Origin of the sequence: Xanthomonas sp. GW (assembly GCF_014236815.1) — a bacterium.
In the GTDB taxonomy this organism is placed as follows: Bacteria; Pseudomonadota; Gammaproteobacteria; order Xanthomonadales; family Xanthomonadaceae; genus Xanthomonas_A.
The window spans coordinates 2,207,972-2,232,101 of the sequence record NZ_CP051189.1; the positions used below are offsets into that span (position 1 = coordinate 2,207,972).

Consider the following 24,130-nt stretch of genomic DNA (forward strand, 5'->3'; position numbering starts at 1 on the left):
GCGGCACAGTATGGGCGAGCGCGGCTGTTCGTGCTCTTAACCACGCGCCAGCAATGGGGGCCTGGCATCGCAGCGGCGTTGCGGACGCCGCTGCAACGCGCGATTCACATTCGACTAACCGGGTGCTGGCGCATGGTAGCCGCCGATCCGCGGCGTCGGCCGGCACTGCCGCTGCGCGTTGGGACGATGTTTCCCCAACGCCGGTCTTGGTATGGTCGCCGGTCGTCCCTACCATTCATCACGCAACGTCCGTCCCTCCGGCGGGCGAAAGTCCAGGAGAACCACATGGCCTACACCCTCCCCAAGCTGCCTTACGCCTACGACGCGCTGGAACCGCACATCGATGCGCAGACGATGGAAATCCATCACACCAAGCATCACCAGACCTACATCAACAACGTCAACGCCGCGCTGGAAGGCACCGAGTACGCCGACCTGCCGGTCGAGGCGCTGGTGTCCAAGCTGAAGTCGCTGCCGGAGAACCTGCAGGGTCCGGTGCGCAACAACGGCGGCGGCCACGCCAACCATTCGCTGTTCTGGACGGTGATGGCGCCCAACGCCGGCGGCACCCCGGTCGGCGAGGTCGCCAAGGCGATCGACAGCCAGCTCGGCGGTTTCGACAAGTTCAAGGAAGCCTTCACCAAGGCCGCGCTGACCCGCTTCGGCAGCGGCTGGGCATGGCTGAGCGTGACCCCGGACAAGAAGGTCGTGGTCGAAAGCACCGCCAACCAGGACAGCCCGCTGTTCGAGGGCAACACCCCGATCCTGGGCCTGGACGTGTGGGAACACGCCTACTACCTGAAGTACCAGAACCGTCGCCCGGATTACATCGGCGCGTTCTTCAACGTGGTGGACTGGCACGAAGTCGAACGCCGCTACCACGCCGCGATCGCCTGATCGCGCCGGCAGCGCCGTCGATCGAAAGGCCGGGTTCGCCCGGCCTTTCCTTTTGTGCGCTCAGGCGGCCGGCAGGCACAGCTTGGCGGTGCCTGGCATGCGATCGGAGTCGTTGCCGGGCACTGCGCCGGGCGTGTCGGCACCGGCGATGTCGCGGTTGTGCCGCGCATACCAGCCCGGGGTTGCGCCGGTGACGCGGCGGAAGCTGTTGACGAAATGGCTCTGGTCGAAGAAGCCGAGTTCGTAGGCCACGGTGCTGACCGAGTGGCGTCCGCTCAACAGCAGTTGCCGGGCGCGTTCGATCCGCCGCTGCAGCAGGTATTGCATCGGGCTGTGGCCGGTGCTCAGGCGGAACATGCGTGCGAAGTGATAGCGGCTGACGCAGGCAGCATTGGCGATGTCGGCCAGGCCGATGCGTTCGGCCAGATGGTGGTCGATGTAGTGCTGGGCGCGGGCCAGTGCGCACGGGCGCAGGCCTTGCCGGCGGCGCTGGCGGCGGGTGGATCGTCGGTGGCGGTGGAGCGCGGGGCGGGAGCGTGGGGCGGGGCATGGCGTGTCTCCTGGGAAGCGCCGGAACCGCACGCGCGCGATCTCCGCTGGCGCCTGCGGCGTGCGCGTGGATGCGTTTCCGGGACCTGTCCATGCTGCTGCCGCCGCCGCCGCGCGGCCACCCCATTCCGGCAGAGCGGATGCTCACCCGTTCGGGGGATTCCGCTGCGAGGTCTTGGTCGGTTCGCGCGGCAACACCAGCAGGCGCCGGCCGAAACAGCGCGCGTCGAGCGAATAGGCGCCGGGCCCGAGCAGCGCCAGGGCCAGCGCCGGCAGCGCCGCCAGCAGCGCGCTGCCCGCCGCAGTGGTGCCATGCCACAGCGCCAGCGCCGGCACGGCGCAGGCCAGCGCGGCGGCGAGCGGGGTGAGCGCGCCGGCCGCCGCCAACAGCGCCAGCGCCAGCGCCGCCCAACGCCAGTGCGGCGGCAATGCCCAGGCGCCGCTGGCGCTGGACGGCCACAGGCTCAGCGCCAAGAACAGACGCAGGGCCAGCAGCCCGAGTCCGGCGCTGCCGCCGGGGAACATGGAGTAAAGTCGTTGCATGGCCTTCAGGCTAAGGCCGGCGCAACACGCCGGCCTAGCCGTATTCGGGGCAGCGCCATATCCCTCGATCGGGGCGTTGGCGAGGTCGGCGCAGCCGCCGAAAATCCGGTTTTTTCCTTTAGCGAGCGAGAGAAAGCGCAGTGCGAAGTCTGCGAAGACGGCTTTGGGCGGGCGCCGTGCTGGTGCTCGGCCTGGCCTTCGCGGCGACGCTAGCCGCGGGCACACCAACGCCGTTGCGGCCGACGCCGCTGCACAACAGCGCCTGGCGGGTGGAGCAGGGCGCGCCGGCGGACGTGTGGGCGCTGGCGCAGTCGGGCGATGGCTATCTGTGGATGGCCACCGGATTCGGCCTGTACCGTTTCGACGGCGAGCGCTTCGAGCGCCGCGAGCCGGCGCATGGCGCACACCTGCTGTCGCAGAACGTGACCGCGCTGACCATGCTGCCGGACGGGCGCATGTGGCTGGGCTATTTCGACGGCGGCGCCAGCATGCTGCAAGGCGACCGGGTGCTGAATTACGGCGCGGCCGAGGGCTTCCCGGCCGGGCCGGTGGCGCGGTTGGAACTGGACGGGCAGGGCGCGCTGTGGGCGGCGACCTGGGCCGGGTTGGCCCGCTTCGATGGCCGCCGTTGGCAGCGCATCGGCGCCGACTGGGGGTATCCGTCCGCACGCGCCGACTGGCTGCTGCGCGACCGCCGCGGCGTGCTGTGGGTGAGCAGCGGCGACAGCGTGCTGCGGCTGCGCCCGGGCGCGCGCCGCTTCGAGCCGACCGGCATCGCCACCATGCTGTACGCGGTGCTGGCCGAAAGCCCGGACGGCCGCATCTGGCTGTCGGACCGGCGTGGCGGCACCCGCGTCATCGCCGCTGCCGACGGCACCCTGCTGCCGGCGGCGGCGCAGGTCGCCGCGCCGGCGCTGCGCAGCCTGGCGGCACGGCGCATGGGCTTCGCCCGCGACGGCAGCCTGTGGCTGTCCGACTTCCAGGCGCGCGGCGCGGTGCGGGTAGTGCTGGACGATCCGCACGCGCCGCGGCTGGAGCATTTCCGCCGCAGCGACGGACTGGCCTCCGACTACGCCGCGCCGGTGCTGGAGGACAAGGAAGGCAATGTCTGGATCGGCAGCACGCTCGGTCTCAACCGCTACCGCCAGCGCAACGTGATGGCGCTGCCCGGCCAGCCCGGCGCGCAGGCCGGCGAGGTCGAAGTGCATGCGCAGCCCGACGGCAGCGTGCTGGTCTCCGATCCGCAGGGCATGTTCCGCGCCGACCGCGCCACGGCCGAGCGGCTGCTGCGCGGCGAACCGCTGGCGCAGGAGTACGCGCGGCTGCACGACAGCGGCTGGGTGCTCGGTGCCGACGCCATCGTGCGCCTGCGCCACGGGCGCCGCGAGGCGGTCGCGCTGCCGGCCGGGTTCGCGCCGCGGCAGGCGCGCGCGTTCCTGTCCGATCGCGCCGGCGCTGCCTGGATTGCGGTCGCCGAACACGGCGTGTTCCGCTACCGCGACGGGCAATGGACGCGGCAGACCCGGCTGCCGCTGGCGACCTGCACCGCGATCGCCGAAGACGCGCAGGGCCGCTACTGGTTCGGCTACGCGTCCGGTGAAGTGCGGCAGTTGCAGGGCGAGCGGGTGCGCACGTTCGCGGCCGGCGACGGCGTGCAGGTCGGCCGGGTCAATACCATCCATGCCGGCGCCGGCGCGCTGCTGGTGGCCGGCGAACTGGGCATCGCGCAATGGCAGGGCGCGCGCTTCGCGACGCTGCCGCCGTCGCGTGCGCCGGGCCTGCGCGGCATCACCGGTATCGCCGAGAGCGAGGACGGCGAGCTGTGGCTCAACGGTGCGGTCGGCGTGTCGCGGATCGGCCGGCGCCAGCTCGACGCGGCGCTGGGCACCGCTGCGGCGACGCTGCAACCGGCCTACTACGGTGCCGCCGACGGCTTGCCCGGCCTGGCGGTGCAGGCCAGCCGCGGCGGCACCGCGGCGCGCGACGGCGACGGCCTGGTGTGGCTGGCCACCAGCCAGGGCCTGGCCTGGATCGACACCCGGCGCCTGTGGCGCAACCCGTGGCCGCCGCAGGTGTTCGTGCGCGCGCTGTTCGCCAACGAGCGGCCTATGCCGCTGGACGCGCCGCTGCTATTGCCCAAGGGCACCACGCGCTTGCAGATCGCCTACACCGCGACCAGCCTGACCTCGCCGGAGCGGATGCGCTTCCGTTTCCGCCTGGACGGCGTGGACGAGGCCTGGCGCGACGCCGGCGCGCGCCGCGAGGCGTTCTACACCAACCTGCGTCCCGGGCAGTACCGCTTCCGGGTGATCGCCGCCAACAACGACGGGGTCTGGAACACGCACGGCGCCACGCTGCGCTTCGGCATCGCGCCGCGTTTCGTGCAGACCCCGGCGTTCTGGCTGCTGTGCGCGCTGGCGCTGCTGCTGGCGTTGTCGGCGCTGTACCTGCTGCGCATGCGCCAACTGGCCACGCGGCTACGGCTGCGGCTGGAAGAGCGCTACCAGGAGCGCGAACGCATCGCCCGCGAGCTGCACGACACCTTGCTGCAGGGCTACCAAGGACTGATCCTGCGCACCCATGCGGCGTTGGGCACGCTGCCGGCCGAGGCGCCGTTGCGACGCGAGCTGGAGAGCACGCTGGATCGCGCCGAGCAGGCGCTGGAGCAGGGCCGCGACCGGGTCGAGGGCCTGCGCGCCAGCGCCGGGAACGCGCCCTCGCTGCCGACCGCCTTCGCCGACATGCTCGAGGAACTGGGCGCGGATTCGCAGGTGCAGCGGCGGGTGCTGGTCGAAGGCGCGCCGCTGCCGCTGCAGCCGCTGGTCGCCGACGAGCTGTACCAGCTCGGCCGCGAGGCGCTGCTCAACGCGTTCCGGCATGCGCAGGCGAGCAGCATCGAAGTCGAGATCGCCTACGGCCGCGATGCGCTGCGGCTGCGTTTCCGCGACGACGGCCGCGGCATCGAGCCGCAGGTGCTGGCCGCCGGCGGCCGCGCCGGGCACTGGGGCCTGACCGGCATGCAGGAGCGCGCGCGGCGGATCGAGGCGCGGCTGGATGTGTGGTCGCGGCCAGGCATGGGCACCGAACTCAATCTGCGCCTGCCGGCGCGCCGCGCCTACCGCGAACCGGCGCGAAACCGGCTATGGTGCCGCCTGCGCCGGTGGCTGCCGGGAACCGACTGAGTGAGCGACCCCAAGTGAGCGAGCCGAAGTGAACGAGGTGCCATCCATGCCGATCCGCATCCTCGTCGTCGACGACCATCCGCTGCTGCGCGAAGGCATGGCCGCGGTGCTGGCCGCGCAGCCGGACCTGCAACTGGTCGGCGAGGCCGCCGATGGCCTGCAGGCGCTGCAGGCGTATCGCACGCTGCGTCCGGACCTGGTGCTGCTGGACCTGCAGTTGCCCGGCCTCGGCGGCATCGAGGTGATCGTCGCCCTGCGCAAGGAATTTCCGCAGGCGCGGATCGTGGTGGTCACCGCCTCGCGCGGCGACGTGCAGGCGGTGCGCGCGCTGGAAGCCGGCGCCAGCGGCTATCTGCTCAAGAGCGGGCTGCGCCGCGAACTGGTCGATACGGTGCGTGCGGTGCACCAGGGCCGGCGCCAGGTGCAGGCCGAAGTGGCCGCGGGCATCGCCGAACACCTGCTTGGCGACAGCCTGTCCGCGCGCGAGATCCAGGTGCTGCAGAGCGTGGCCGCGGGCAACTCCAACAAGGCCATCGCCGCGCTGCTGTCGATCGCCGAGGAGACGGTCAAGGCGCACATGAAGAACATCCTGTGCAAGCTCGGCGCGCGCGATCGCACCCACGCGGTGGCGATCGCGGTCAAGCGCGGCATCATCGAACTGTAGAAACGCGCGCTGCGCGGTCAGGGTACCGGCAACGGCGGTACGGCGTCTGCCTGCAGCGGATCCAGCGGTTGCAGCGCCACCAGCAGGCCGCGCGGGTCGGCGCCACGCGCGGCGCCCGGCGTGCGCGGCAGCAGCCGCGCGCTGCGCAGCGGACGGAAGCGGTCGCGTTCGAAGAACACATGGTCGGCCTGCGCGGCCAGCGCGAACAGGTGCGGGTCCAGGCCGTTGCGCGAGGTGTCGTTGCCTGCGCCGCGCAGGCGCGCGTCGCTGTCGCCGAAGCGCGCGGCCAGCGGGGCAAGCTCCGGCGCGTCGGCGGCGGCATAGAAACCGCCGGCCAGCAGCGAGGGCACGCCCTCGGCGGTGGCGTCGATCCATGCCATCAGGTCGTCGGCCTGTTCGCGGCGGCTGTCGCCGCCATCGCGCTCGGCATGCAGGCGGGTGAAGTACAGGTTCACCGGCTGCCCGTGCAGGTCCACGCGCACCAGGCCGGCCACGCTGTAGTCCTCGAACGGATGCAGCAGCGTCTCCGCTTCCTCCAGCACCGGCAACCGGGTCAGCAGCGCATTGCCGCGGCGTTGCGGCCGGCTCGGCGGATCGGCGCTGATGAAATGGCAGTGGTAGCCGAGCTGTGCAGCTAGCCATTGCGCCTGGTTCGGCAACGCGGCCGTCTGCAGCACTTCCTGCAGCGCGATCGCGTCGGGTTGCAGGCGTTTCAGCGCATCGACCAGGCGCACGCGGCGCGCGGGCCAGTCGTTGCGGTCCTGCTCCAGATTGAGACTGACTACGCTGAGCGTGGCCGCGGGCACAGGCGGTGCGGGCGGTGGCATCGGCAAGCCGGCGGGCAGCGCTTGCGCGCCCGCATGCGTCACCAGGGCCAGCAGCAGCCAGCCGAGGCGATGCCGTCGTCGTGGGGTCCCGCTCGTGCGCGTCATGCGCTGGATGCTAGGACCTGCGGCTTCAGCGCCGCGTGTACACAGACACGCGGCGCTGCATTTCCTAGCGCGGCAGCACGCTTTCCTGTAGACGCAGCGGCACGCTGGCCGCGGCCTGCGTCGCCGAGCGGCCCAGCACCAGTTCGTAGTCGCCGGCGGCGATGCGCCACTGGCGCTGCGCCGGGTCGTAGTCGGCCAGGGTCTTGGGTTCGGCGACGATGCTGACGCGGCGGGTTTCGCCGGGCTTGAGCGTGAGCTTGTCCCAGCCGACCAGGCGGATCGGCGTGTGGTGGCCCTGCGGCAGGCGCAGGTACAGCTGCGGCACGTCGGCGCCTTCGCGGTCGCCGCTGTTGCGCACGTCGAAGCTGGCGATCACGCTGCTGCCGTCCACCTGCACGCTCAGGTCGGCGTAGTCGAAGCGGGTGTAGGACAGGCCGTGGCCGAACGCGTACAGCGGATCCAGCCCGCGCGCGGCGAACCAGCGGTAGCCGACGTTGGCGCCTTCGATGTCATAGTCGACATTGCTGCCGGCCGGTTGCGCCGGCTTGAAGCCCAGCCCCGGGATCGACGGCCGTGGCAGCTGCGCCACGTCGCGCAACCAGGTCACCGGCAGGCGCCCGGACGGATTGGCGTCGCCCAGCAACAGCCGCGCCAGTCCTTCGCCGCCGCGGATGCCCGGGTACCACGCTTCCAGCACCGCCGGCACCTGCTGCAGCCACGGCATCGCCACCGGGCCGTTGGTTTCCAGCACCACCACCGTGCGCGGATTGGCCTTGGCCATCGCCGCGATCAGCGCGTCCTGCTTGCCGGGCAGTTTGATGTCGGGCAGGTCCACCGATTCGGCCGACCATTGCGTGGCGAACACGATCACCGCTTCGGCGCCGCGCGCGAGCTTGGCCGCGGCGGCCACATCGTCGCCGCTGGCGTAGTCGATCTGCGCCTCGGGCATGGCCTTGCGCAATGCCTGCAGCGGCGAGGACGGATGGAACATCACCGGGCCCGGCCAGGTGGTCGGGGCCAGCCCCGGCACCGCGTTGGCACCGTTGACGGTGAAGCCGACCATCGACGAGCCGCCACCGCCGATCACGCCCTTGTCGGCATGTCCGCCGATCACCGCGATGCGGCGCAGCGTGCGCGGCAACGGCAGCGTGTCGCGCTCGTTGCGCAGTAGCACCGTGCCTTCCTCGACCACCTTCTGCACCGCGTCGCCGCCGGCGACATCGTCGATCGGCTGGCGCTGCGGCGGATGGTCGAAGCTGCCGGTGGCGATGAAGGCGCGCAGGATGCGCCGCACCATGTCGTCCAGGCGCGCCTGCGGCACCGTGCCGCCGGCCACCGCCAGGCGCAGCGGCTGGTCGAAGTACACCGCCTTGTCGAACACTTCGCCGGCCGACTGCTGGTCCAGGCCGGCCAGCGCCGCCTTGGAGCCGCTGTGCACGCCGCCCCAGTCGGACATCACGTAGCCGGGGAACTTCCACTCCTGCTTCAGCACCTTGTTGAGCAGGTAGTCGTGTTCGCAGCCGTAGATGCCGTTGATGCGGTTGTAGGAACACATCACCGAGCCGGGCTCGCCGATCTTCAGCGCCAGCTCGAACGCCAGCAGGTCCGATTCGTGCATGGCCTGCTCGCCGATGTCGGCGCTGTGGGTGTTGCGCCCGGTCTCCAGGTCGTTCATCGCGAAGTGCTTCATCGTCGACACCACGCGCTGGCTCTGCACGCCGCGGATCGACTCGCCGACCAGCACCCCGGCCAGCAGCGGATCTTCGCCGGCGTACTCGAAGTTGCGGCCGTTGCGCGGATCGCGCTGCAGGTTGACGCTGCCGGCCAGCAGCACGTTGAAGCCCTGCTGCCAGGCCTCGCGACCCATGGTGGCGCCGCCGGCGAAGGCCAGCTCGCGGTTCCAGGTGGCGGCGGTGGCCGGGCCGGACGGCAGCGCGGTGGCATGGTCGCCGGGGCGCACGTTGCCCGGATTGGTCACGCCGACGCCGGCATCGGCCAGCTGTTGCGCGGCGATGCCCAGGCGTTCGATCGCCGGCACGAAGCCGGCCGAGCCGAGCGCGCCGGGCGGCAGCGGACCGCCGTCCTTGCCCAGGCCGAAGTAGCTGTGCAGCATCTGGAACTTCTCGTCGGGAGTCATCGCCTGCACCAGCAACGCGGCGCGGCGGTCCGGCGCCAGCGCGCGATCGGTCCACGGGCGCTGCGCGTCGGCGCTGGCGCTGGGCGCCAGGCGCAAGGTGCTGACCAGGCCGAAGTGATCCGAGGCCCACACGCCGTTGGCGTCGGGTTTCTGGAACAGGATGCGGCTGCTCACCGGCTCGAAGCGCTCGTGCTGGAAGAACACGTGGTCGATGCGTTTGGGCGGGTTGAACTTCGGGTTCAAGGTGCTGTCGCCGCGGCGGTCCTTGGCGCCGTGCAGGGTGCCGTAGCTGTCGCCGAAGCTGGCGCGCAGCGCGGCCAGTTCCGGCGCGTCGGCGCTGGCGTTGAAGTCGCCGGCGAGCAGCGACGGCGCGCCGTCGGCGGTCCTGTCGACCCAGGCCAGCAGGTCCTGCAACTGGCGTTCGCGCAACGCGCCGCCCGCCTCGGTCCAGTGCAGGTGGGTGACGTAGAGATTGACCGCGCGGCCGTCCACGTCCAGGCGCAGGCGCCCGGCGGTGCGGCTGTCGTCGAGCGGGTTCAGGCGGATCTGCTCGCGCGCCAGGATCGGGCGCCGGGTCAGCAGCGCGTTGCCGTAGCGCTGCGCGTTGCCGGGCGGATCGACGCTGGTGAAGTACCACTCGTAGCCGAGCTGCTCGGCCAGCCATTGCGCCTGGTTCGGCAGCTTGTCGTGCTGCAGCACTTCTTCCAGCGCGATCGCGTCCGGGTGCAGTTCGCGCAGGGTCTGCACGATCTGGGTGCGCCGATTCGGCCAGTCGAGCTTGTCGTGATACAGGTTCAGCGTGACCACGCTGAGCGTCGGGGTGTCCTTGTCGGTCGCGGGCGCAGGCGCGGCGAAGGCCGGCCAGGCCAGCGCGAGCGCCAGGCAAAGGAATCCTGAAAACGTTTTCATAGCGGGGCGTGAGGCCTCTCTAGCAGCTGAAGGGATTGCGCATCGGGGGGAGTCGGGGGAGGGGAGAGCCGGTGGAGCGCTAGGACGGCGCTTCGTCGCTGCGCATCACCGGATACAACCGGTACTGCGCATCCCAGGAGGAATGGCGGCGGTGGAAGAACTCCAGCCGCGCATGCGGATCCTTGGCGAAGGCGGCATCGTGCTCGAGCTTGCCCTCGAATTCGGCCTTCAGTGCCGGGTCGCTGGCCAGCATCTGCCGCGCCACGTCCTCGGCCACATAGTCTTCCATGTATTCGGTGCGCTCAAAGGCGCTGTTGAACTCGCCCCATTGCAGCAGCGAATCCGGCGCTTGCGGCTCCAGCAGCGCCATCAGCAACCGCGCCTTGGGCTGGGCGATCGGCACGAACAGGGCGCCGGTGCCGATGGCGCGCGTTTCGGGTGCCCAGGCGCCCTGCACGCTGAGCCGCTGGTGGCCTTCGGAGGAGCGCGCGGCGAAGCTGGCGTCGTCGGCGCGGAACGTCTGCACCGGCAGCGTGGCGCCCGCGTCCACCGTGCGGAAGGCGATGCCGTGCTGGCGCAATTTGGCGGCGACCAGCGCGGCCTGCGCGGCCGGCACCAGATAGCCGGCGCGCGGCGCCACCACTTCGACGCTGGGCACGATGTGATCGCGCAGCGGTACCCGCCAGATCTGCGGGGTGCGTTCGTCGTAGCGGGTCATCAGCGCGCCGGACACCGGCGACAGCGTGCGGGTATAGGCGTAGCCGCGGAAATCCACCAGCCGCGACTGCTCGGTGGTGCGGTAGTCCAGCGTTATCGTCTTCCCGCCCAGCTGCTGCGCGCGCACGTCGGCGGCCAGTGCGTCGGCGCGCCAGCGGCCGCCGTTGCGCGCCACCTGCTGCAGCACCGAGACGATGGTGTTGCGGGTGATCCGCACGCGCTGCGGATAGGGCTTCCACGAATGCGTTTCCACCAGCACGCCGAAACGGTTGCGCAGCTGGAAATAGCCGTGCGAGAAGCGCGGCGTGGCCACGCCGTCCTCGAAGCCGGACGCCGGATCGTCGTTGACAACGAACGAGGGGTAGTAGGGCAGCGGCAGCGAGCCCTGCCGCTTCAGGTCGGCGAGCACGCTGTCGCGCAGGCGCAGGCCGTCGCCGCGCAGCGCGGCGTCGCCGGCATGCAGCGGTTCCACCTGCACCGACACGTCGTGCTCGAACTGCGCGCCGTCGGTGACGTGCAGGTCCACGTACAGCAGCGGATCCCACTGTTCGACCAGGCGCAGCATCGCCTGCATCTCCGGCGCGTCGGCCTTGACGTAGTCGCGGTTGAGGTTGAGGTTCTGCGCGGTGGTGCGCCAGCCCATCTGCTCCGGGCCGCGCTGGTTGGGCCGGTTCCAGGCGCCGAAGCGCTCGTGGCCGTCGACGTTGAACACCGGCACGAACAGCCACACCTGCTTGTCCAGCGCGCCGCGCGCGGCCTGGCCGTCGAGCAGCTGGCGCAGCGCCAGGAAGCCGGCGTCCTTGCCGTCGATCTCGCCGGCGTGGATGCCGCCCTGGATCAGCACCACCGGCAGCTTGCGCGCCTGCGCCGTCGCGGCGTCCAGCGCGCCGGAGGTGGAGACCGCCAGCGCCTTCATCGGCCGGCCTTCGGGCGTGGTGCCGAAGTCGAAGCAACGCACCGCCTGCGGATAGCGCTGCGCGAACGCGTCGCACAGCGCGATGGTCTCCGCGTAGCGCCCGGTACGCATGAAACCGCTGCGCTCGGCCTCGGTGGACAGGCCCGCATCGCTGGCCAGCAATGGCATGCTGCACAGCAGCATCGACAGCAGGAGGGGGACCAGCCAGGGTCGGATCATTGCGGCACCGTCGCGGGATAGGCCCCCATGATGCGTGCAGCGCGCCGATTGCGAAAGCACCTGGGTGCCGCCGCGGCCGCTGCGGGCGGTTCGATTCGCCCGGAACGATCGGGTAACCTTCTGAAAATTTTGCCTGGACCAGTGCCTGTGACGAGCGAACGAGCGACGAGGAAGTGCGGATGAGTGCGGCCAACGCACACGCCGGCGCGCGGATGCCGCGGCAGATCCCCTACATCATCGGCAACGAGGCCTGCGAGCGTTTCAGCTTCTACGGCATGCGCAACATCCTGGTGCAGTTCCTGATCACCTCGCTGCTGCTGCAGGAAGTGACCGCGCCCGGCCGCGAGGCCGAGGCCAAGCACATCATGCACAGCTTCATGGTCGGCGTGTATTTCTTCCCGCTGCTCGGCGGCTGGCTGGCCGACCGCTTCTTCGGCAAGTACAGCACCATCCTGTGGTTCAGCCTGATCTATTGCGCGGGCCATGCCTGCCTGGCGCTGTTCGAGGGCAGCCGCGAAGGGTTCTTCGTCGGCCTGGGGCTGATCGCGCTGGGTGCTGGCGGCATCAAGCCGCTGGTGGCCTCGTTCATGGGCGACCAGTTCGACCAGTCCAACAAGCACCTGGCCAAGGTGGTGTTCGACGCCTTCTACTGGATCATCAACTTCGGCTCGCTGTTCGCCTCGCTGCTGATCCCGCTGGCGCTGAAGAACCTGGGTCCGGCCTGGGCGTTCGGCATTCCCGGCATCCTGATGTTCGTGGCCACGCTGGTGTTCTGGGCCGGGCGCCACCGCTACGTGCGCATGCCGCTGCCGCCGAAGGATCCGCACGGCTTCGCCCAGGTGGTGCGCAGCGCGCTGCTGTCGCGCGCGCCGGGGCAGGGGCGCCCCGGCCTGGCCCTGGCTGCCATCGCGGTGGTGCTGGCGTTGGCCAGCTTCGCGCTGCTGCCAACGCTGGGCATCGTGATCTGCCTGTGCCTGGCGCTGGTGCTGTTGCTGGCCGGAATCGGCGGTGGCACCTGGTGGCAGCTGGAGCGCGCCCGCGCGGTGCATCCGGATGCGGCGGTGGACGGCGTGCGCGCGGTGCTGCGGGTGCTGGTGGTGTTCGCGCTGGCGACGCCGTTCTTCTCGCTGTTCGACCAGAAGGCCTCGACCTGGGTGCTGCAGGGCCAGCAGATGCAGATGCCCGACTGGTTCAGCGCCTCGCAGATGCAGGCGCTGAATCCGGCGCTGGTGATGCTGCTGATCCCGTTCAACAACCTGGTGCTGTACCCGCTGCTGCGCCGCGGCGGCTACGAGCCGACCGCGCTGCGGCGGATGACCGCCGGCATCGCCTTCAGCGGCCTGGCCTGGATCGTGGTCGGCACGCTGCAGGTGGCGATGGACGGCGGCGACGCGTTGTCCATCGCCTGGCAGATCCTGCCGTATGCGCTGCTGACCTTCGGCGAGGTGCTGGTGTCGGCGACCGGCCTGGAGTTCGCCTACAGCCAGGCGCCGCAATCGATGAAGGGCGTGGTGATGAGCTTCTGGAACCTGACCACCACGGTCGGCAACCTGTGGGTCCTGCTGTCCAACGCGGCGGTGCGCAACGACACCGTCACCGCGCACATCGGCAGTACCGGGCTCAGCGAAACCGCGTTCCTGATGTTCTTCTTCGCCGCCTTCGCCTGCGTCGCCGCGCTGTTGTTCGGGCTGTACGCGCGCCGTTACCGCATGGTCGATCATTACCGTACCGCCTGAGGCCCCCACATGCCGTCCGTTACCCCCGTCAACCTGATCCTGATCGTCCTCACCGTGCTGGTGTCGTGGGCGGCGTTCAACAACCGCAAGCTGCTCGACCGGCTGATCCTGTGGCCGCCGGCGATCGACCGGCACAAGCAGTACGACCGGCTGGTGACGCACGGCTTCATCCATGCCGATTTCCCGCATCTGCTGTTCAACATGGTCACGCTGTATTTCTTCGGCGGCCCGATCGAACGGCTGATGGAGCGGCTGACCGGCAGCTTGCTGACCTATCCGCTGTTCTACCTGGCGGCGCTGGTGGTGGCGATCCTGCCCAGCTACCTGAAGAACCAGAAGAACCCGAACTACTTCAGCCTGGGCGCGTCCGGCGCGGTGTCGGCGGTGCTGTTCGCGTACATCCTGCTGGCGCCGTGGACCGGGATCTACTTCTTCTTCATCCCGATCCCGATCCCGGCGATCCTGTACGCGCTGTTCTACGTGGGCTACAGCATCTGGATGGATCGCCGCGGCGGCGACAACATCAATCACAGCGCGCACTTGGCTGGCGCCGCGTTCGGGGTGATGTTCCTGCTGATCATGGAGCCGTCGGTGCTGCAGCACTTCCTCGACCAGCTGGCGCAGCCGCGCTTCGGCCGCGATTAGCGGCTGCGCGAACGCTGGCGGCGATGCCGCCGTTCCAAGTGGGTGTGAGGCGAGGGTGCCGCCGAAACGGAATCGGGCCGCAAGCGCGGAGTGCGCGCTGCAGCCGGTCGCTCGAAACCGTCACGCAGCGGCCCGCCTCGCGGTCCGCAGCGTGACGCTCGGCTCAGGCGGCCTCTTGGCCGCGCAATTGCACGTTGGCGCTGCCGATGGCGGCGTGTGCGTAGGTTTCCTTCAGCCGGTCGTAGACCTCGCTGTTGAGCTGGTCGAATTCCCAGCCCTGGGTGTGGCCGCTGACCACCAGCTGGTACAGCCCTTCCAGCAGCGACGCATCGTGGTCGCCATGGATCTGTTCGTTGTCGCTCATGCGCATCGCCCCTGTTCGATTACACCGTGATGGATTTCGCAAGTCTCATGCCAGATTTCCACGGTGGTACGCGGTTGGTAGCGGCCGCACGTGGCAGGACTTTAGGACGCGTCTCCGATCTCGGGCGCGCTGCAGGGATCCTCGCGCGTTTTTTCTGAGCCGCGTCGTGATCTGCCGCCGGCCCGGCTCAGGCCGGAAGTGACGCAGCGCGTCGGCTGCGGGTGACGCGGTGCGGCGTGCGGCTTCACATCGTCGCGGCGCGCGCGCGACCAGACTGTGTGCTCCGTCGCATGAGCCAGGCCATGAGCGCAGCGCCCCTCCCACCGATCGAACACGATCCGCAGCGACAGCGCTTTACGCTGCAGCTGGACGGCCATGAGGCCGAGTTGGACTATCTGCTGCAGGACGGCCGCCTGGTCATCACCCATACCGGCGTGCCGACCGCGATCGGCGGACGCGGTCTGGCGGCACGGCTGGTGAGCGCGGCGCTGGACCATGCGCGGGCGCAGGGATTGAAGGTGGTCCCGGCGTGTTCGTACGCGGCGGTGTTCGTGCAGCGCCATCCCGAATACGCCGATTTGCTCGGCTGAGTGCGCACGACGCGACGGCGGCGCGATAATTCGTCATCACACAGACGCAAGACACAGGGGAATGGACGTGAGGCACAGGGTACAGACGGGGCAGAACATTTCATGGCGGTGGACGGCGCTGGCGTTGGCGGCGACGTTGGCCGTGGCAGGGTGCAAGCGCGAGGCCGCGGCGCCTGCCGCCGAACCGGCTCCGGCTCCTGCGCCCGCCGCCGCGGCGGCGCCCGCGGCGCCGGCCCCGGTGGAACTGAAGGACGTCATCGAGCACAACCCCAGCTACGTGGTCGGCATTACTTTCCCGCCGGCGCTCAACCGCTACCCGGGCCTGGCCGAGGCGGTCGGCCGCTACGCGCAGGCGGCGCGCGGCGAGCTGATGGACGCGGTCGGCGGCCTCGGCAACGACCGTCCCAGTGCGCCCTACGAGTTGTCGCTGCAGTTCGAGATGTTGCTGGAACGGCCCGAGCTGGTGGCGGTGGCCGCCGACGGCAGCCGCTATACCGGCGGCGCCCATGGCGAGCCGCTGGTGGCGCGCTTCGTGTGGCTGCCGCAGCAGCGGCGCCTGCTGACCGCCGAGACGCTGATTCCCGATCCCAAGGGCTGGGCGCAGGTCGCCGGCTACGTCGCCACGCAGCTGCGCCAGGCGGTGCAGGCGCGGGTGGATGCCGAGCAGTTGCCGCCCGAGGACCATGACGAGCAGGTCCGCAGCGCCGACAAGATGATTGCCGAAGGCACCGAGCCGCAAGCGGAGAATTTCAGCCAGTTCCAGCCCCTGGTCGACGCCGCCGGCAAGATCGTGGCGTTGCGCTTCGTGTTCCCGCCGTACCAGGTGGGGCCGTATTCCGATGGCACGCAGACCGTGGATGTCCCGGCCAGCGTGTTGCGCGGGTTGGTGGCGCCGGAATACGCGGAGCTGTTCGCGGCGTAGCGGGTGCGGGCATGGTCGGGCCGCTGCAGCGCCGTGTCGTCGACCTGCTCGCCAGTGCCGACGTGCGCGTCGGCGGTACGCGCGCCCACGACATCGCAGTGCACGACCCGCGTTTCTACGCGCGGGTGCTGGCGCAGGGTTCGCTGGGCCTGGGCGAAAGCTACATGGACGGTTGGTGGGAGGCGCCGGCGCTGGACCAGACCCTGGCGCGGCTGATCGATGCGCGGCTCGAGCAGCGTGTGCACGGCATCGCCGACCTGGCGTACGCAGTGCGCGCGCGCCTGTTCAACCTGCAGCGCGGGCGCCGCAGCTACGAGGTCGGGCGCCGCCACTACGACCTGGGCAACGACCTGTACCGGGCGATGCTCGGCCGCCGCCTGGTCTACAGCTGCGGCTACTGGGCCGCCGCCGCCGATCTGGATGCGGCGCAGGAGGCCAAGCTGGACCTGGTCTGCCGCAAGCTGCAACTGCGCCCGGGCATGCGCGTGCTGGACATCGGCTGCGGCTGGGGCGAGGCGCTGAAGTTCGCCGCCGAGCGCTACGGCGTGGCCGGCGTCGGCGTCACCGTGTCGCGGGAACAGGCCGATTACGCGCGGCAGCTGTGCCGCGGCCTGCCGATCGAGATCCGCCTGCAGGACTACCGCGAACTGGACGAGCGTTTCGACGCGATCTTCTCGATCGGCATGTTCGAGCACGTCGGCGACAAGAACTACCGCAGCTACTTCGCACGGGTGCGGCAGTGCCTGCATCCGCACGGACTGTTCCTGCTGCACAGCATCGGCAGCAACGTGTCGCGGCACCGGACCGATCCGTGGATCGCGCGCTACATCTTTCCCAATTCGATGCTGCCCTCGGCCGCGCAGATCGCCGCGGCGCTGGAAGGCCGCTTCGTGTGCGAGGACTGGCACAACTTCGGCGCCGACTACGCGCGCACGCTGCAGGCCTGGCGCGACAACATCGAGGCGGCCTGGCCGGGGTTGGATGCGCAGCGCTACGACCTGCGTTTCCGGCGCATGTGGCGCTTCTATCTGGCCGGGTCGATGGCCACCTTCCGCTGCCGCCGCGCGCAGCTGTGGCAGCTGCTGCTGTCGCCCGAAGGTGTACGGGGAGGATACCGCGCACCGCGTTGAGCGCAGGCGGGTGGTTGCCGTCGCACAACAGTCGGTAGCATGGGCGCCCCCCACCCCCGAATTGCGATTGCATCCCCCATGGGAAGTTTCGATCAGACCGAGCGGCGCGTCGCCTTCACCTGCGAGCGCTACCCTGCCTTCCCACGCGAACCGGCCGTGCTGGTCAGGCTCGTCAAGCATCTGTACAAGCGCATCCACGCCAATGCCTGCGGGCTGCTCAAGGCGCACGGCATCAGTCCGCCGGAATACGAGATCCTGATGATGCTGTACGGCACGCCCGGGCAGTGCATCACCCCGACCGAAGTGGCCGAGGCGGCGGGCGAGAAGCCTGCCAACATCACCCGCCTCACCGACAACCTGTGCGGCAAGGGCTTGCTGCTGCGCTCGGCCAGCCCCGAGGATCGGCGCAAGATCACCTTGACCCTGCAGCCTGCCGGGATCGCGCTGATCGAACGCATGTTGCCGGAGGTGTGCACGTTTCTGGACGCGGAGACCGCCGGCCTGGACGAGGCCGAGCAATTGCAGCTGGAGACGCTGCTCAAGAAGATGCTGGCCGGGATCGACAGCGCCGGCTGACCGCGCCGCGTCCGAGCGTGCCGCTGCACGCGATTTCTGCAAGCCACGCAAACGACAACGCCGCCCGCGATGCGGGCGGCGTTGGGGGACGCATGGCGCCTGGGGTCAGTCCTTGCCGGCCGGCGTCTGCGGCATGGCGCCGTCGCCGCCGCCCGGGGTCAGGCCGCGCTTTTCCAGCAACGGCTCGATCTTCGGCGCGTGCCCGGCGAAGTCCTGGAACAGCTGCATCGCATCGACGCTGCCGCCGCGCGAGAGCAGGGTCTGGCGGAAGCGGTCGCCGTTGGCGCGGCTGAGCCCGCCATGCTGCTTGAACCACTGCTGGGTGTTGGCGTCCAGCACCTCGGACCAGATGTAGGCGTAGTAGCCGGCCGCGTAGCCGCCCATGATGTGGCTGAAATAGGGCGTGCGGTAGCGCGGCGGCACCGGCGCGTAGGCGATGCCGTCGGCGGCCAGCGCCTTGGCCTCGAAGTCCATCACCCCCGCGGCCGGCGGCACCTGGCCGGCACCGAGCTGGTGCCAGCGCTGGTCGAGCATCGCCGCGCCCAGGTATTCGGTGGTGGCGAAGCCCTGGTTGAACTTGGCCGCGGCCACCACCTTGTCCAGCAAGGCCTGCGGCATCGGCGCGCCGCTCTGGTAGTGCTTGGCGTAGTGCTTGAGGATGGCCGGGTCGTCCGCCCACATTTCGTTGACCTGCGACGGGAACTCGACGAAATCGCGCGGCACGCTGGTGCCGGAGAAGTACGGGTACTTCACGTCGGAGAACATGCCGTGCAGCGCATGCCCGAACTCGTGGAACGCGGTGGTGACCTCGTCCCAGGTCAGCAGCGTGGGCTGGCCGGCGGGCGGCTTGGGAATGTTGAGGTGGTTGGCGACCACCGGCTTGTAGCCGGTCAGCGCCGACTGCGACACGTAGGAATTCATCCACGCGCCGCCGCGCTTGGATTCGCGCGCGTACATGTCGGCGATGAAGATCGCCAGTTGCTTGCCGTCGGCGTCGAACACGTCGTAGACCAGCAGGTCGTCGCGGTAGGTCGGCAGATCGGTGCGCTGCTTGAAGGTCAGCCCGTACTCCTGGTTGGCGGCGTAGAACACGCCGTTCTCCAGCACGTTCTTCAGTTCGAAGTAGGGCTTGAGCTGGGACTCGTCGAAGTCGTACTTGGCCTGGCGCACCTTTTCGGTGTAGTAGGCCCAGTCCCAGGCGGCGAGGGTGAAGCTCGGCTTGCCTGCAGCCTTCTGTTCCTTGTCGATCATCGCCTGCAGGTCGGCGGCCTCGCGCTTGGCGTTGGCGACCGCGGCCGGGGCCAGCTTGCCGAGCATCGCATTGACCGCTTCGGGGGTCTTGGCGGTCTGGTCTTCCAGCGAATAAGCCGCGTGGTTCGGATAGCCCAGCAGCTTGGCGCGTTCGGCGCGCAGGCTCATGATCCGCGACACCAGCGCGGTGTTGTCGTACTTGCCGCCGTGGCTGCCGCGCGACACCGAGGCTTCGTAGATCTTCTGCCGCAGCGCGCGGTCCTTGAGCTGGGTCAGCGGCGGCTGGCCGGTGGTGTTGAGCAGGGCGATCACGTACTTGCCGTCGAGCTTGCGCGCCTTGGCCGCTTCGGCCGCCGAGGCGATCTGTTCGTCGGACAGGCCGTCGAGCTGCTTGACGTCGTCCACCACCACCGCGGCCGCATTCACTTCGGCCAGCACGTTCTGGCTGAACTGGGTGCCGAGCTTGGCCAGCTCGGCGTTCATCGCCTTGAGCTTGGTCTTGTCGGCATCGCCGAGCTTGGCGCCGTCGCGCACGAAGTCGCTGTAGTACTTCTCGACCAGGCGCACGCCCTGCGCGTCCAGGCCGAGCTGGTTGCGGGTGTCGTACAGCATCTGGATGCGCGCGAACAGCTTGGGGTTGAGCGAGATGGTATCGCGGTGCGCGGCAAACTTGCCCGAGTACTCGGCCTGCAGCTGCTTGCGCGCATCGTTGGTGTCGGCGCCGACCAGGTTGAAGAACACCGTGGTCGCGCGATCCAGCACCTGGCCGCTCTTCTCCATCGCCACGATGGTGTTGTCGAAACTCGGCTTGGCCTTCTGGTTGGCGATCGCCTCCACTTCCTTCAGCTGCTGCGCCATGCCGGCGTCGAAGGCCGGGGCGAAGTCGCTGTCCTTGATCCGGTCGAACTGCGGGTAGTGCAGCGGCAGCGGACTTTCGGCGAAGAACGGATTGGCCTGCGTGGCCGCTTGCGAAGCGGCGGGCGTGGCGGCATTGGCGTAGGCAGGCATGGCGAGTCCGAGCGTGGCGGCGAGTGCGAGGGCGAGGCGGGTGGTCATCCAGCGGTATCCATCGATAAGGTCGGACCATGCAGGCTACCCCAGTGCGGCGCATGCGGCCCGTGACTAAAGCCATGGGCCTGTGGCGCAGCGCAGCACATGCTGCAAGCGCGCTTGCCTTCGCCGCGGCGGCGGCGTCATATAGCGCCAGACCGATGCAGACCACTGCCATTGCGTGAAGACGGCCGACGGCCGCGGGGAGAAACAGATGAAAGCGATCTTCGGCTTGTGCGTGGCCGCGTGCGCGGCATGGGCGGCGCCGGCGTGGTCGGCGCAGACGCTGCGCTACGTGGTGCTGGTGGACGGCGGCAAGCAGGCCGGGCAGCAGAACGTCAGCGTCGGCGACGACGGCGTCACCCGGGTCGACTACGTGTTCAAGGACAACGGCCGTGGCCCGGAACTGAAGGAGCAGTACACGCTGGCCGCCGACGGCACCTTCAAGACCTACCAGGTGCAGGGCACCTCCACCTTCGGTGCGCCGGTGGACGAGCGCTTCAGCCGCGACGGCGAGCGCGTGCAGTGGAAGTCCACGTCCGACCAGGGCGAGCGACGCGTGGCCGCCGGCGCGCAGTACTGGCCGCTCGGCGGCACACCGGCGGCGACCTCGGCGGCGGTCACCGCGCTGAGCCGCCGCGCCGACGGCAAGCTGCCGCTGATTCCCAGCGGCGCGCTGACCCTGCGCAAGCTGCAGCAGGCGCAGGTCGGCCAGGGCAACAGCGCGCGCAAGGTGCAACTGGTGGCGCTGACCGGGGTCGGCTTCACTCCCACCTTCGCCTGGCTCACCACCGACACCACGCCGCGCCTGTTCGCGTTCATCGCGCCGGGCTGGATGCAGTTGATCGAGACCGGCTACGAAAAGGATGCCGACGCGCTGGAAGCGGCGCAGAAGCAGGCCGAAGCCACCGCTCTGGTCGAGTTGCAGCAGCGCCTGGCGCATCCCTTGCCCGGCACCACGCTGATCCGCAACGCGCGCGTGTTCGACAGCGAGCACGCCACGCTCGGCGCCGCGTCGGACGTGCTGCTGCGCGACGGCAAGATCGTCTCGGTGGTCGCCACCGGCAGCGCGCCGGCACAGGCGCAGCAGGTGATCGATGCGCAGGGGCGGGTGCTGCTGCCCGGCCTGTTCGACATGCATGGGCACGTCGGTCGCTGGGACGGCGGCCTGCACCTGGCCGCCGGCGTCACCACCGTGCGCGACATGGGCAACGACAACGCCACGCTGCAGCAGGTGATGCAGGAAGAACGCGCCGGCCAGTTGCTGATGCCGAGCCTGGTCGCCTGCGGCTTCCTGGAGGGCGAAAGCCCGATGGCGGCGCGCAACGGCTTCGTGATCAGCACCCAGGCGCAGGCCAACGAAGCGGTCGACTGGTATGCGGCGCACGGCTACGTCGGCATCAAGATCTACAACTCGTTTCCGCAGGCGCTGGTGCGCGACACCGCCGCCTACGCGCACGCCAAGGGCCTGCGCGTGAGCGGGCACATTCCGGTGCACATGCTCGCGCACGAGGCGGTGGAGCAGGGCTACGACGAGATCCAGCACATCAACCAGGTGCTGCTGAACTTCTACGCCACCCACGACACCGATACGCGCACGCTGGAGCGTTTCTACCTGCCGGCCAAGCGCACCGCCGACCTGGATTTCGACTCGGCGCCGGTGCAGGCCTTCGTGCAGGAACTGGCCAAGCGGCAGATCGTCATCGATTCGACCGTGGCCACCTTCGACTTCATCCGCCAGCGCCCGGGTGAACTGTCGCAGGCCTATGCCGCGGTCGCCGGGCATCTGCCGCCGGACGTGCAGCGCGGGCTGCGCAGCGCCGAGTTCGACATTCCCGACGACGCCACCGCGGCGCTGTACGACCGTTCCTACGAGAAGATGATCGCCTTCGTCGGGCGCCTGTACCGCGCCGGCGTGCCGCTGGTGGCCGGCACCGATGCCACCCCCGGCTTCACCCTGCAGCGCGAGATCGAACTGTACGTGCAGGCCGGGCTGACCCCGGCGCAGGCGCTGCAGGTGGCGACCTGGAACGGCGCCAAGTACTCGCGCACGCTGGACAGCCGCGGCTCGATCGCGCCGGGCAAGCGCGCCGATCTGCTGCTGGTCGATGGCGACCCGACCCGCGACATCGCCGACCTGCGCAAGGTCGCGCTGGTGGTCAAGCAGGGCACGGCGTACTACCCCAGCGAGGTCTACGCGGCGCTGGGCATCGAACCGTTCGCCGCGCCCGCGCGCATCGCCACCGTCGAGGATTGAGTGCATGGACACGCCGACCACCGCCTACGCCTTCACCGCCGACGACCTCGACGGCCGCCCGCAACCGCTGTCCGACTATGCGGGCAAGGTACTGCTGATCGTCAACGTCGCTTCCAAGTGCGGCTTCACCCCGCAGTACGCCGGACTGGAAGCGCTGTGGCGGCAGTACCGCGAGCGCGGGCTGGTGGTGCTCGGCTTCCCTTGCGACCAGTTCGGCCACCAGGAACCCGGCGACGCGGACGAGATCAAGCGCTTCTGCGCGCTGACCTACGAGGTCGATTTCCCGATGTTCGCCAAGGTGCAGGTCAACGGCGACGCCGCGCATCCGCTGTGGCAATGGCTCAAGCAGCAGAAATCGGGGCTGCTCGGCATCGCCGCGATCAAGTGGAACTTCAGCAAGTTCCTGGTCGGCCGCGACGGCCGGGTGCTGGCACGCTATGCGCCGACCGACAAGCCGGAAGCGCTGGCGGCGGACATCGAGCGCGCGCTGGGTTGAGCGGAATTGATGTGCGATGCGGCCTGCTTTTCTGTAGGAGCGGCTTCAGCCGCGACAGGCTCTACGGATAGCGGCTGTCGCGGCTGAAGCCGCTCCTACAGTAGTGCGTTGCGAGTGGTGCGTCGCGGTTGGCAGGCGCAGGCATCGCGGCTGCGCGTCACTTCTCGACGAAGGCGCGCTCGAACACGTAGTGACCCGGCGTGCCGATCCGCGAGGAGGCGACGAAGCCGCGCGCGTCCAGGGTCTGGCGCAGGTCGGCCAGCATCTGCGGGCTGCCGCAGATCATCGCCCGGTCGTATTCCGGGTTCAGCGGCGGCAGGCCCAGGGTCTGCTGCATCTGCCCACTTTCCAGCAATTCGGTGAGGCGGCCGCGGTTGCGGAAGTCCTCGCGGGTCACCGCCGGGTAGTACAGCAGTTTCTCGCGGATGGTCTCGCCGAGGAACTCGTGCTGCGGCAGCTCGTTTTCGAAGTAGTCGCGGTAGGCCAGGTCTTTTTCGAAACGCACGCCGTGGGTCAGGATCACCTTGTCGAAGCGCTCGTAGGTTTCCGGATCCTTGATCACCGACAGCCACGGCGCCAGGCCGGTGCCGGTGCCGAGCAGGTACAGGTGCCGGCCGGGGTGCAGGTCGCTGATCAGCAGGGTGCCGGTGGGCTTCTTGCCGACCAGCACCGCATCGCCCGGCTTGATGTGCTGCAGGCGCGAGGTCAGCGGGCCGTCCGGCACCTTGATGCTGAAGAACTCCAGCCGCTCTTCCCAGTTGGCGCTGGCGATGGAGTAGGCGCGCAGCAGCGGCCGCGTCTCCGTCTCCAGGCCGATCATCACGAACTGGCCGTTGTCGAAGCGGAAGCCTTCGTTGCGGGTGGTGGTGAAGCTGAAGTAGTCGTCCGTCCAGTGGCGGACGTCGAGCACCGTTTCGGGGCCAAAAGCAGAGGACATGCCGTTGATCGTGATGGGGAAGGAGCGGGCGCCATTCTACCCCATGTCGGCTCAAATGAGAGGGAATCTCATTTGGGACGGTTCATCCCGGCGGGCTTCACTTCTCGAACGACAGTTCGTAGGACAGGTACAGCGGCGCCTTCGGCGGGACCAGCAACGGGCGCTGGCGCAGGAAGCGCTCCAGGCATAGCGCCAGCGGCGTGGTGCCGTTGCGCCAGCTCGCGCCGACGTTGCCGTCGTCCTGCAGCTGGACCACGACGACGAACGGCGAGGTGTCCGGGCGCGGCGTGGCGCAGCTGGCCACGCCCTCGTCCAGCGCCGCGCGCTGCAGCGCCTGCAGGCGCTCGGCCAGCGCGCCGGGCAGCGCGGCCTCGTCGCGGTCGGCCAGGGCCTTGGCGGCGGCGTAGTCGGACGGGCCGGGAACCGGGTCGGCCGCGGCAGCGGGGAACGCCACGGCGGCGGCAAGCAGGCAGGGCAGGAGGCGTCGCAGCATGGCGGATCCGAAGGACAG

The 24,130-nt window shown here is 69.7% G+C and carries 20 protein-coding genes; 11 read left to right on the forward strand and 9 right to left on the reverse strand.

The window, feature by feature from the left end; genetic code table 11:
- The first annotated feature begins 285 nt into the window (after positions 1–285).
- Entirely contained in the window at positions 286–897 is a 612-nt protein-coding gene (locus HEP73_RS09260; RefSeq protein WP_185822956.1) for a superoxide dismutase, read from the forward strand.
- 60 nt (positions 898–957) lie between these two features.
- On the opposite strand, the gene HEP73_RS09265 is transcribed toward HEP73_RS09260, so the two are convergent.
- Both HEP73_RS09265 and HEP73_RS09270 read right to left on the reverse strand, forming a co-directional pair.
- Entirely contained in the window at positions 958–1,479 is a 522-nt protein-coding gene (locus HEP73_RS09265) for a helix-turn-helix domain-containing protein (protein WP_255423729.1), read from the reverse strand.
- Between the two features lie 111 nt (positions 1,480–1,590).
- A complete protein-coding gene (locus HEP73_RS09270) occupies positions 1,591–1,989 on the reverse strand; it encodes a hypothetical protein (RefSeq protein WP_185822957.1) in 399 nt (132 codons plus the stop codon).
- Positions 1,990–2,165: 176 nt separating this feature from the next.
- On the opposite strand from HEP73_RS09270, the gene HEP73_RS09275 reads away from it, so the two are divergent.
- Together HEP73_RS09275 and HEP73_RS09280 are read left to right on the forward strand one after the other, a co-directional pair.
- Complete coding sequence (locus HEP73_RS09275) at positions 2,166–5,171, forward strand: sensor histidine kinase (protein ID WP_185822958.1); 3,006 nt, start codon at positions 2,166–2,168, stop codon at positions 5,169–5,171.
- Between the two features lie 46 nt (positions 5,172–5,217).
- On the forward strand, positions 5,218–5,835 hold the full coding sequence (locus HEP73_RS09280; protein ID WP_179565666.1) for a response regulator: 618 nt from the start codon (positions 5,218–5,220) through the stop codon (positions 5,833–5,835).
- A 17-nt stretch (positions 5,836–5,852) separates the two neighbouring features.
- On the opposite strand, the gene HEP73_RS09285 is transcribed toward HEP73_RS09280, so the two are convergent.
- The 3 genes from HEP73_RS09285 to HEP73_RS09295 all read right to left on the reverse strand — a co-directional run bounded on the left by HEP73_RS09285 (position 5,853) and on the right by HEP73_RS09295 (position 11,665).
- Entirely contained in the window at positions 5,853–6,767 is a 915-nt protein-coding gene (locus tag HEP73_RS09285) for an endonuclease/exonuclease/phosphatase family protein (RefSeq protein WP_185822959.1), read from the reverse strand.
- Between the two features lie 64 nt (positions 6,768–6,831).
- Positions 6,832–9,813 carry a glycoside hydrolase family 3 C-terminal domain-containing protein gene (locus HEP73_RS09290; RefSeq protein WP_185822960.1) on the reverse strand — a complete coding sequence of 994 codons (2,982 nt, stop codon included), beginning with the start codon at positions 9,811–9,813 and terminating at the stop codon, positions 6,832–6,834.
- 79 nt (positions 9,814–9,892) lie between these two features.
- Positions 9,893–11,665: a M14 family metallopeptidase gene (locus HEP73_RS09295; RefSeq protein ID WP_185822961.1), complete on the reverse strand. Its 1,773-nt coding sequence runs from the start codon at positions 11,663–11,665 to the stop codon at positions 9,893–9,895.
- A 179-nt stretch (positions 11,666–11,844) separates the two neighbouring features.
- On the opposite strand from HEP73_RS09295, the gene HEP73_RS09300 reads away from it, so the two are divergent.
- Both HEP73_RS09300 and HEP73_RS09305 read left to right on the forward strand, forming a co-directional pair.
- Positions 11,845–13,401, forward strand: coding sequence for a POT-type proton-dependent oligopeptide transporter (locus HEP73_RS09300; RefSeq protein ID WP_185822962.1), 1,557 nt, complete (start codon positions 11,845–11,847; stop codon positions 13,399–13,401).
- A gap of 9 nt (positions 13,402–13,410) precedes the next feature.
- A complete protein-coding gene (locus tag HEP73_RS09305; RefSeq protein WP_185822963.1) occupies positions 13,411–14,046 on the forward strand; it encodes a rhomboid family intramembrane serine protease in 636 nt (211 codons plus the stop codon).
- Positions 14,047–14,209: 163 nt separating this feature from the next.
- Here HEP73_RS09305 and HEP73_RS09310 read toward each other — a convergent pair whose 3' ends face one another.
- The gene (locus HEP73_RS09310) at positions 14,210–14,410 is read right to left on the reverse strand and encodes a hypothetical protein (RefSeq protein ID WP_185822964.1); all 201 of its coding nucleotides are present in this window, start codon (positions 14,408–14,410) and stop codon (positions 14,210–14,212) included.
- A gap of 302 nt (positions 14,411–14,712) precedes the next feature.
- Here HEP73_RS09310 and HEP73_RS09315 point away from each other — a divergent pair, with 302 nt between their 5' ends.
- From HEP73_RS09315 to HEP73_RS09330, 4 genes are all read left to right on the forward strand, one after another.
- Positions 14,713–15,000 (forward strand): GNAT family N-acetyltransferase, encoded by a 288-nt coding sequence (locus HEP73_RS09315; RefSeq protein ID WP_185816121.1) that lies wholly within the window; start codon positions 14,713–14,715, stop codon positions 14,998–15,000.
- 61 nt (positions 15,001–15,061) lie between these two features.
- Positions 15,062–15,922 (forward strand): DUF3298 and DUF4163 domain-containing protein, encoded by an 861-nt coding sequence (locus tag HEP73_RS09320; protein WP_185822965.1) that lies wholly within the window; start codon positions 15,062–15,064, stop codon positions 15,920–15,922.
- Between the two features lie 11 nt (positions 15,923–15,933).
- Positions 15,934–17,052, forward strand: a complete 1,119-nt coding sequence (cfa, locus tag HEP73_RS09325; RefSeq protein WP_185822966.1) for a cyclopropane fatty acyl phospholipid synthase — start codon at positions 15,934–15,936, stop codon at positions 17,050–17,052.
- 78 nt (positions 17,053–17,130) lie between these two features.
- The gene (locus tag HEP73_RS09330) at positions 17,131–17,628 is read left to right on the forward strand and encodes a MarR family winged helix-turn-helix transcriptional regulator (protein WP_185816124.1); all 498 of its coding nucleotides are present in this window, start codon (positions 17,131–17,133) and stop codon (positions 17,626–17,628) included.
- A gap of 105 nt (positions 17,629–17,733) precedes the next feature.
- Here the strand turns inward: HEP73_RS09330 and HEP73_RS09335 are convergent, their stop codons facing one another.
- Positions 17,734–19,935: a M3 family metallopeptidase gene (locus HEP73_RS09335; protein WP_185822967.1), complete on the reverse strand. Its 2,202-nt coding sequence runs from the start codon at positions 19,933–19,935 to the stop codon at positions 17,734–17,736.
- A gap of 208 nt (positions 19,936–20,143) precedes the next feature.
- On the opposite strand from HEP73_RS09335, the gene HEP73_RS09340 reads away from it, so the two are divergent.
- Both HEP73_RS09340 and HEP73_RS09345 read left to right on the forward strand, forming a co-directional pair.
- Positions 20,144–22,186, forward strand: a complete 2,043-nt coding sequence (locus HEP73_RS09340; protein ID WP_185822968.1) for an amidohydrolase family protein — start codon at positions 20,144–20,146, stop codon at positions 22,184–22,186.
- A 4-nt stretch (positions 22,187–22,190) separates the two neighbouring features.
- Positions 22,191–22,682 (forward strand): glutathione peroxidase, encoded by a 492-nt coding sequence (locus HEP73_RS09345; RefSeq protein WP_185822969.1) that lies wholly within the window; start codon positions 22,191–22,193, stop codon positions 22,680–22,682.
- A 157-nt stretch (positions 22,683–22,839) separates the two neighbouring features.
- On the opposite strand, the gene HEP73_RS09350 is transcribed toward HEP73_RS09345, so the two are convergent.
- Positions 22,840–23,619: a ferredoxin--NADP reductase gene (locus tag HEP73_RS09350; protein ID WP_179565247.1), complete on the reverse strand. Its 780-nt coding sequence runs from the start codon at positions 23,617–23,619 to the stop codon at positions 22,840–22,842.
- 97 nt (positions 23,620–23,716) lie between these two features.
- Entirely contained in the window at positions 23,717–24,112 is a 396-nt protein-coding gene (locus tag HEP73_RS09355; RefSeq protein ID WP_255423730.1) for a hypothetical protein, read from the reverse strand.
- Positions 24,113–24,130 lie beyond the last annotated feature (18 nt).

Coding starts and splice junctions, on each gene's coding strand:
- HEP73_RS09260 (WP_185822956.1), top strand. CDS start 286: ATGGCCTACACCCTCCCCAAGCTGCCTTACGCCTACGACGCGCTGGAA.
- HEP73_RS09270 (WP_185822957.1), bottom strand. CDS start 1,989: ATGCAACGACTTTACTCCATGTTCCCCGGCGGCAGCGCCGGACTCGGG.
- HEP73_RS09280 (WP_179565666.1), top strand. CDS start 5,218: ATGCCGATCCGCATCCTCGTCGTCGACGACCATCCGCTGCTGCGCGAA.
- HEP73_RS09285 (WP_185822959.1), bottom strand. CDS start 6,767: ATGACGCGCACGAGCGGGACCCCACGACGACGGCATCGCCTCGGCTGG.
- HEP73_RS09290 (WP_185822960.1), bottom strand. CDS start 9,813: ATGAAAACGTTTTCAGGATTCCTTTGCCTGGCGCTCGCGCTGGCCTGG.
- HEP73_RS09295 (WP_185822961.1), bottom strand. CDS start 11,665: ATGATCCGACCCTGGCTGGTCCCCCTCCTGCTGTCGATGCTGCTGTGC.
- HEP73_RS09300 (WP_185822962.1), top strand. CDS start 11,845: ATGAGTGCGGCCAACGCACACGCCGGCGCGCGGATGCCGCGGCAGATC.
- HEP73_RS09305 (WP_185822963.1), top strand. CDS start 13,411: ATGCCGTCCGTTACCCCCGTCAACCTGATCCTGATCGTCCTCACCGTG.
- HEP73_RS09310 (WP_185822964.1), bottom strand. CDS start 14,410: ATGAGCGACAACGAACAGATCCATGGCGACCACGATGCGTCGCTGCTG.
- HEP73_RS09315 (WP_185816121.1), top strand. CDS start 14,713: ATGAGCGCAGCGCCCCTCCCACCGATCGAACACGATCCGCAGCGACAG.
- HEP73_RS09320 (WP_185822965.1), top strand. CDS start 15,062: ATGGACGTGAGGCACAGGGTACAGACGGGGCAGAACATTTCATGGCGG.
- cfa (WP_185822966.1), top strand. CDS start 15,934: ATGGTCGGGCCGCTGCAGCGCCGTGTCGTCGACCTGCTCGCCAGTGCC.
- HEP73_RS09330 (WP_185816124.1), top strand. CDS start 17,131: ATGGGAAGTTTCGATCAGACCGAGCGGCGCGTCGCCTTCACCTGCGAG.
- HEP73_RS09335 (WP_185822967.1), bottom strand. CDS start 19,935: ATGACCACCCGCCTCGCCCTCGCACTCGCCGCCACGCTCGGACTCGCC.
- HEP73_RS09340 (WP_185822968.1), top strand. CDS start 20,144: ATGAAAGCGATCTTCGGCTTGTGCGTGGCCGCGTGCGCGGCATGGGCG.
- HEP73_RS09345 (WP_185822969.1), top strand. CDS start 22,191: ATGGACACGCCGACCACCGCCTACGCCTTCACCGCCGACGACCTCGAC.
- HEP73_RS09350 (WP_179565247.1), bottom strand. CDS start 23,619: ATGTCCTCTGCTTTTGGCCCCGAAACGGTGCTCGACGTCCGCCACTGG.
- HEP73_RS09355 (WP_255423730.1), bottom strand. CDS start 24,112: ATGCTGCGACGCCTCCTGCCCTGCCTGCTTGCCGCCGCCGTGGCGTTC.